A 7,638-nucleotide genomic window follows, 5' to 3' on the forward strand; every position below is an offset into this window, starting at 1 on the left:
ATTTCAATTATTTTAAATAAATGTATATTAAATCAGATTATTTGTTGTAAATATAATGTATCCTAAGCGGAAGGATGTTAAGGATAACTGATATTTCTGTTTTCAATCACGAAAGAGAAGGCCTTGAGCGGCGGTAAATGGATTTCGGCTGCGGGGTGTTGTTTTTGTTTAAATTTTTTCCTGCCTGATTGTCTGTATAAATTACGGTTGTCATCATCCGTTTAGTAATGTCGGAGAGTGAATCCACAGTGCTGGAAGCGGTGAGTGACACCAGCGGAATAAAATAGTGTCCAGAACACTGATTTCAAGGATGCTTCTCTTCTGTCCGTACAGAAAAATTACAATAATTAAAAGAATAAACAGAATTAAATGCTTGGGTGGTTTTCTGAATTAAAGAACTATAGACAGTCTCTGTTCATAATCATGGTTTTGGTATTTACCATGATTACGGTTTCTTTTGTCTATAAATACAAGATTGAAGAGATCATGGCTGACGCACTTAAGCAGCAGATAGTTCTCAAGTCAAAGGGAGGTCTTGAGGCTGTCAATCATAATTTCAACCGCATTATAAGCGTCCTGAACCTCGCATCATCAAACATTTCGAAGGGTATTTCCAAAGGTAACTACATCGGTTCCACAAAAACCGTTGAAACCCTGAATGACATAACCAGGGTTACCGGTTTTCTGAATATAGGCATAACCGATCTTAATGACAAGGTAATGTACGGTTTTAAACTTGAGGAGGAGGATATTGCCAAACTCCGCAATGTTTATGTCGGTAAAACCGTTGTTACGGTGATAGCTTCCAAATACGGCGGAAATTACGATGTTCTGATTGCAGTTCCGGTGTATGTGAACCAGAGTTACGTGCGCTATGCTCTTTTTATAAGAGCAACGGGTGAGGAGCTTATTAAGTATTTTAACAAATATACCCTCTATGACGATGATTTCGGTTCATCTCTGAGTTTCCTTCTTTACAACATGTATGACGTGGTACACATCAACGAGAAAACTCAGAACCGTCTGCTTCCGAAATACACGGTCCGGGAGCTTGTTGACAATACAAGAAACCGTTCTAATATCAAGATCAGCCAGCGTCAGATTCAGAATCAGGTAATAGATAATCTTTACGTGTTTCAGGGGAACGGACTTCCGGCTCATTACATGTCAATAATAAGACTTCCGTATGATGGCTGGAGTTTTGTTTACATGCTTCCTGCTTCAGAGCTAGATACCAAGATCAGGGCCATTATGACAATGTTCGGTTTCCTGACCATCGGTACTCTGGTGATACTTACCATTCTTCTGGTTTATTACGAGTACACTGTGGAAACCAACAGGAAGAAGATGTACAACCTGGCATATTATGATGAATTTACAGGACTTCCAAACAGGGTTAACCTCCGAAATAATTACAAGGAAGTTTACGAATCAACTTATCATGATCACATCGATAAGTACTACTTTGCCACCGTAATAATCAGTAATTTCCACATGCTGCATAATCTGTACGGAACAGAAATATCCAACAGATTTGAACTTAAGCTTGCCTCCAGCATGAAGCAGATGGAGAGCCGTCTCTTTACTCCGTACAAGGGTAATAACAGTTATTATGCCATCATCAAGGCAGATAACAGGGGCGAGGTAGAGATAGCACTCAGAAAGCTTTTTGCCAGTGCCCAGTCCATTGACAATATTGAATATCGTTCACTTTTTAAGGCCGGCGTATGCAGCTTTACGTCTTCATCAATGCCTCATAACATTGACGATATAATGGACAAGTGCAGTATTGCTCTGTACGATCATAAAGATGAAAACGTGAACAGAAACTCCATAGTGTTTTTCGTGCCTGCGATGCAGGAGGAGATTATCCGACAGAATAATCTCGAAAAGGAGCTTATTCCTGCAATTTACAACGGGGAATTTTTGGTGTATCTTCAGCCTAAGTATGATCTTAACAGCAACAGACTTTCAGGGGCTGAGGCATTAATCAGGTGGAACTATAAGCTGCAGAGACTTCTGCCTCCCGGGCAGTTTATTCCTGTCTTTGAAAAGAACGGTTCCATTGCACACATTGACAATTTTATTTTTGTGTCAATTCTTGATCTGCTTAAGAGGTGGAAAGAGCTGGGCTACAGACTTGTTCCAATCTCAGTTAATTTTTCACAGGTACAGTTTAGAAATCCTAACCTGCTGAGGGATCTTAAGCATCGCATCAGGGGCTATGAGGATATTATCAGATACATCGATATCGAGATTACCGAATCAGCAACAATTGACAGTCAGGAAACCGTACTGGAAATACTTAACGAACTCAAGGAAATAGGGTTCAAGCTTTCCATGGATGATTTCGGAACAGGTTATTCCTGTCTCTCCAACATATCGCTGTATCCGTTCGACACGATTAAGCTTGATAAGTCATTTGTGGATAAGATTGACGTAAACTTTAAGTCATCTCCGGACGTAATGCTGGTCAGTGATGTTATTCAGATAACCAAGCATTTCGGAATTCACAGCCTTGTTGAGGGTGTTGAGAATCTCGATCAGAAGAATATTCTGCGAGACCTGGGATGCGAATACTGTCAGGGATATTATTATTCTGCTCCGCTTCCTGTGGCTGAGTTTGAAAGACTTTTGTGTGAGGATAAGATTTTTGAAGACTGGAGATAGTGAAGAATATAAAAATGTTCTTTTGTTCTGGATCATCATAGCCTGTATTCTGGTGGCAATCCTTACAGGAATGTCCATTTATTTTTATGACGTTTCGTCAAAGGACGTTGAGATAGCTGACGGCATAATTCCGAGAAAGGAATATCAGGCCATTTACCTGTTGCCACATGAGAAGCATGCGGATGACAAGTACCGTCTTAATGATTTTCTGGTTGCTGCATCCCGTATAGGGATAAGAGCTTATGCAGTGGATAACATCAGCAACAATGAAGAGTGTCTTGAAAGTATCAGAAACTATGTGGAACGTGATGTTTCGATCATTGTTTCTCCTTCAAGAAAACTTAACGAGTGCATAAATTCCGCTGTAAAGGAATACGGTAACACTCAGAATGTTTATTTCGTGAGTGCATACGACCGAAACCTCAAACCAAGTGACAAACTGATTACCTTCAAGGTTCATCTTTATCAGGTTTATTATCTGGGTGGAGTGATTGCGGCTAACGTGAATACTGATACCGATGAGTCGTTTTTCTTTGTGGTTTCGGATTTGAACGAGGATGCATACCGCAATATAAACGCCTTTACCATCGGCGTAAGAAAGTACAAGAAGAACGGTGTTGTTAAGGTCGTTGTTTTAAAGAGCAAAAATGAGAATATTCAGTACGCTCAGCTTGTTGATGCGCTGAGAAAAAACCCCGGCGTTCGATTGATGACTGCGGATTATACCGATGTTACCGTCGATGATTTCTGTGAACAGAAAATGTATTACTGCATTCGTTATGACAGAGATTTCGCAAGCAAGTACTTTTCCAGTAACATAGCCAGCATAATGGTTGATTATCGAGGCTTTTTCAGCCGTGTTCTGTCCAGAACCGTTACCAATTCGTTTGAGCCGGGCAATTATCTGCTTGACGTAAGTACCGGTACCGTAAGAATTACAAATTTCAATGCCGGCATCATTCCTCCGAATACTCTTCAGTCACTGGATCTTATGTTCAGTAATTTTATAGGTAGAAGTGACAATATTTTCTCCGGTCCGTTATATGACAATGAGCACCATCTGAGGCTTGACAAGGGTAGTGTGCTGCAGGACAGTCCAAAACAGATTTTCTCTATGGACTGGTTTGTGGAGGGGGTTTCCGTCGAATAATCATGAGAAATAAGAATCAGGATATAGTAGGTTTAATATTATTTATTATTTTATTTCTGGTTATAGTATCGGTAGTGGTGCTGTTTTCCGTTAATAATTTCAGTTTCAGTTCAAGTTCCGCCACTTTGCAGAAAAATGTGCTGGAGGGTGCGACAAGTGTAAAGAAGCTGTATTACATTGAATCCAATAATCTTGAACCGAAATCAATGGAATACATAAACCTGCATGGCTTTATTTCAACTCTTAAAAAATACCCGCAGATGGAAATTAACGTAATCGAAGGTGTTGGCAGTGACTATCGCCGTCTTGAGGAAATCGTGAACAATGCTCATCAGGAGGGAACCAGATACGTATTCCTCAGCGGTTTTGAAATGAATAATGCATTGGGAAACATTTTCCGCAGATTTAATGATATGAGGTTTTTTGTCAGCAGTCTGGATGTCAGTGAACCTAATGTGGTCACATATACTGACAAGAGTTATGTGGCAAAATATCTGGCAGGGTATATTTCCGGAGCCTTTCTCAGCAACAGCAAGAAATACGATGATAACGACAGGTACAGTCAGTATGACGATGACCTCTCGGCATCACTTTCAAAGAGTCTTCATTCAGGTAATGTGGGTTATATAGCGAACAGCTGCAGCACATATGAGAAAAGAAACATAAATGCATTTGCGCTGGGGCTGCAGAGAGCCTTTTCTGAAAAGAAACTGTATGTTCTCTGGCTTAATCAGGATAATACGGAAGAGCAGAATTTCAGTGAAATAACCAGATTCATAAAGAAATACAATATCAGGATTCTTGATGGTACCAATTCACCATGCAAATGGTGCAGATATGCCGTGGATCAGGATCTGTACTATTTTAATTTTATGGTTAAGGGGGCCGAATCTAAAAAAGGTACCATTCTCGGCAGGTATTTTTACGATCCTTCCGTGATATTCAGAACCATTATTGAAATTATAGCGGCTGACAGCAAATCAACCTCCAACAGGTATTTCTTCGGTTATTCGGATAAGGCCATCAGTTTCGATTACAGCAGGACCCTGCATAAGGATCTGAATGAAAACAGCCTCTATTATCTCAATAACATAATATCCGAGCTGTCGCACGGGCATGAGTATGTGTTCAGCGGGCCTATTTTCAATAATAACGGTCTGCTCATGCTTCCTGAAGGGTATGTGTTTACGGACGAAGAGCTTCTTCATGAAATGAACTGGCTTAATGAAAACATTGTTGAGGTCAATACCTGTCTGTCTCCCCGTCTTAACAAGCATTACGTAATCAGATCAATAATGTTCAACAATCAGTAGGAAGGAAAACTCAGTTTTTCTAACGCATTACACAAGTTTGTTTATGAGCATGTGCTGCAATATTAAATTGATTTAAGAGCAGCATAATGGCATAATGCAGAAAAAATTAATACCTGCTGTTAATTTGGTAGTTTTTATGATTTTTTGCCTGCCTGAATACTGGTGCCTGGCTGTACTGAGCCACCGGTTTCATAGGGTAAACTTTTTCAGATCGAATGATGGAGTATGAGATGTTGTCCAACAAAACATTGGCAAATGCCATAAGAGCCTTAAGTATGGATGCAATTCAGAAGGCCAACTCAGGTCATCCAGGTGCACCTATGGGTATGGCTGATATTGCGGAAGTATTATGGCGTCATTTTTTAAATCACAATCCTGCTGATCCTAAGTGGGTTAATCGCGATCGTTTTGTATTATCCAACGGTCACGGTTCAATGCTTCTTTATTCTCTGCTTCATTTAACCGGATACAATCTTTCAATTGAAGATTTAAAGAATTTCAGACAGCTGCATTCAAAGACTCCGGGACATCCTGAATACGGTTATGCCGACGGAGTGGAAACCACTACCGGTCCATTAGGACAGGGTATCACCAATGCAGTTGGTATGGCTCTGGCTGAAAAAGTTCTTGCAGCTCAGTTTAATCGTGACGGTCTGAATATTGTTGATCACTATACTTACGTATTTATGGGTGATGGCTGTCTTATGGAAGGCGTTTCCCATGAAGCCTGCTCTCTTGCCGGTACGTTAAAGCTCGGCAAGCTTATCGCATTCTGGGACGATAACGGAATTTCAATTGATGGTAATACCTCAGGCTGGTTTGCCGAAGATACTGCCGCCCGTTTCGCCGCTTACGGCTGGCATGTACAGAAGGTTGATGGCCACGACAGTGCTGCAATCGAAGCTGCCGTAAAGGAAGCTCAGAAAGTTACCGATAAGCCAAGCATTATCTGCTGTAAGACTGTCATTGGCTGCGGTTCACCAAATAAGCAGGGTACTGAAAAGTGTCACGGTTCACCGCTTGGTGATGCGGAAATCGCTCTGGCTAAGGAAAATCTCGGCTGGAAGTATGGTCCTTTTGAAGTTCCTGCAGAAGTTTATGAAGCATGGGATGCCAGAAAGGCCGGTGAACAGAAGGAAAATGCCTGGAATGAGCTTTTTGCAAAGTACAGTGCCAAGTATCCTGAACTTGCCGCAGAATTCCTGCGTCGCATGAATCATGAGTTGCCTGCAGATTTCGCTGAAAAGTCTGAAGCCTATATTCGCGAATTACAGGCAAATCCTGCAAAGATTGCAAGCCGTAAGGCAAGTCAGAACGCACTCGACGCATACAGTGACGTGCTTCCTGAATTCCTTGGCGGTTCTGCTGACCTTGCTCCAAGTAACCTGACCTTTAATCGTAATTCAAAGTCTGTTACCGCTGACGACGCATCAGGTAACTACATTCATTACGGTGTACGTGAATTCGGCATGAGTGCCATCATGAACGGTGTATACCTCCATGGCGGTTTTATTCCTTACGGTGCAACATTCCTGATGTTTATGGAATATGCTAAGAATGCCGTAAGAATGAGCTCTCTCATGAAGCTTCCTGTAATCTATGTGTTCACCCACGATTCAATCGGTCTCGGTGAAGACGGTCCTACTCATCAGCCTGTAGAACAGATTTCAACCTTAAGATTAAGTCTCAATCTCAATACTTGGAGACCTTGCGACCAGGTTGAATCAGCAGTTGCATGGCAGCAGGCAATTGAATCAAAGACAACTCCAAGTGCCTTGATTTTCTCCCGTCAGAATCTTGCTCAGATGGACAGAACTCCTGAACAGCTTGCAAATGTTAAGAAGGGTGGTTATGTACTCAAGTACGGTGCTGATACTCCTGACTTAATCATAATTGCCACCGGTTCAGAGGTTGAACTTGCCATGAAGACCGCTGATGCTCTTGAAGCAGAAGGAAAGAAGGTTCGCGTAGTGTCCATGGTATGTACAGAAGTATTCGACAGACAGAGTGCTGAGTACAGGGAATCCGTACTGCCTTCATCAGTAACCGCACGTATGGCCATCGAAGCAGGTATCAGTGATTTCTGGTACAAGTATGTCGGTCTGAACGGTGTTATCCTTGGTATGGACAGCTTTGGTGAATCAGCTCCTGCAGATCAGCTTTTCAAGCTCTTTGGTTTTACCGTTGAAAATGCCGTAAGCAAGGCTAAGACCCTGTTGAAGTAAGTCTATTAGAAAATGATGTGGCGTCACGGACGTCAGTCATGAATCAGAGAAAGGCGCTGCCAGTACAGACTGACAGCGCCTTTTGTTTGTAAGTTAAACCTGTTACGGGACAATGAAGGATATAATTGGATCGTTATGTGGAAACAGATTGATATTTTTTAAGATCTGTAATAATATTTTGAACTCAACTTTCCCACATGATTTTGAGTGGAAAAACATAGCGCAACCTTAATCCATGCGGTTTAGGTGTTTTTTAAAAACATGTATTGATTTTTATGAC

4 protein-coding genes are annotated in these 7,638 nt (G+C 41.4%); all 4 read left to right on the forward strand.

Annotation, left to right across the window (positions count from 1 at the left end; all coding sequences use genetic code 11):
* Positions 1-369 precede the first annotated feature (369 nt).
* The 4 genes from QZU58_RS05660 to tkt all read left to right on the forward strand — a co-directional run bounded on the left by QZU58_RS05660 (position 370) and on the right by tkt (position 7,358).
* Complete coding sequence (locus QZU58_RS05660; RefSeq protein ID WP_294495628.1) at positions 370-2,670, forward strand: EAL domain-containing protein; 2,301 nt, start codon at positions 370-372, stop codon at positions 2,668-2,670.
* A complete protein-coding gene (locus QZU58_RS05665; RefSeq protein WP_294460970.1) occupies positions 2,654-3,820 on the forward strand; it encodes a hypothetical protein in 1,167 nt (388 codons plus the stop codon). Before QZU58_RS05660 ends, QZU58_RS05665 begins: the two co-directional genes overlap by 17 nt.
* A 2-nt stretch (positions 3,821-3,822) precedes the next feature.
* Positions 3,823-5,133 (forward strand): BMP family ABC transporter substrate-binding protein, encoded by a 1,311-nt coding sequence (locus QZU58_RS05670; RefSeq protein WP_294460971.1) that lies wholly within the window; start codon positions 3,823-3,825, stop codon positions 5,131-5,133.
* 230 nt (positions 5,134-5,363) lie between these two features.
* The gene (tkt, locus tag QZU58_RS05675) at positions 5,364-7,358 is read left to right on the forward strand and encodes a transketolase (protein ID WP_294460975.1); all 1,995 of its coding nucleotides are present in this window, start codon (positions 5,364-5,366) and stop codon (positions 7,356-7,358) included.
* The last annotated feature ends 280 nt before the right edge of the window (positions 7,359-7,638 follow it).

Origin of the sequence: uncultured Ruminobacter sp. (assembly GCA_902764345.1) — a bacterium.
Taxonomy (GTDB): Bacteria; Pseudomonadota; Gammaproteobacteria; order Enterobacterales; family Succinivibrionaceae; genus Ruminobacter.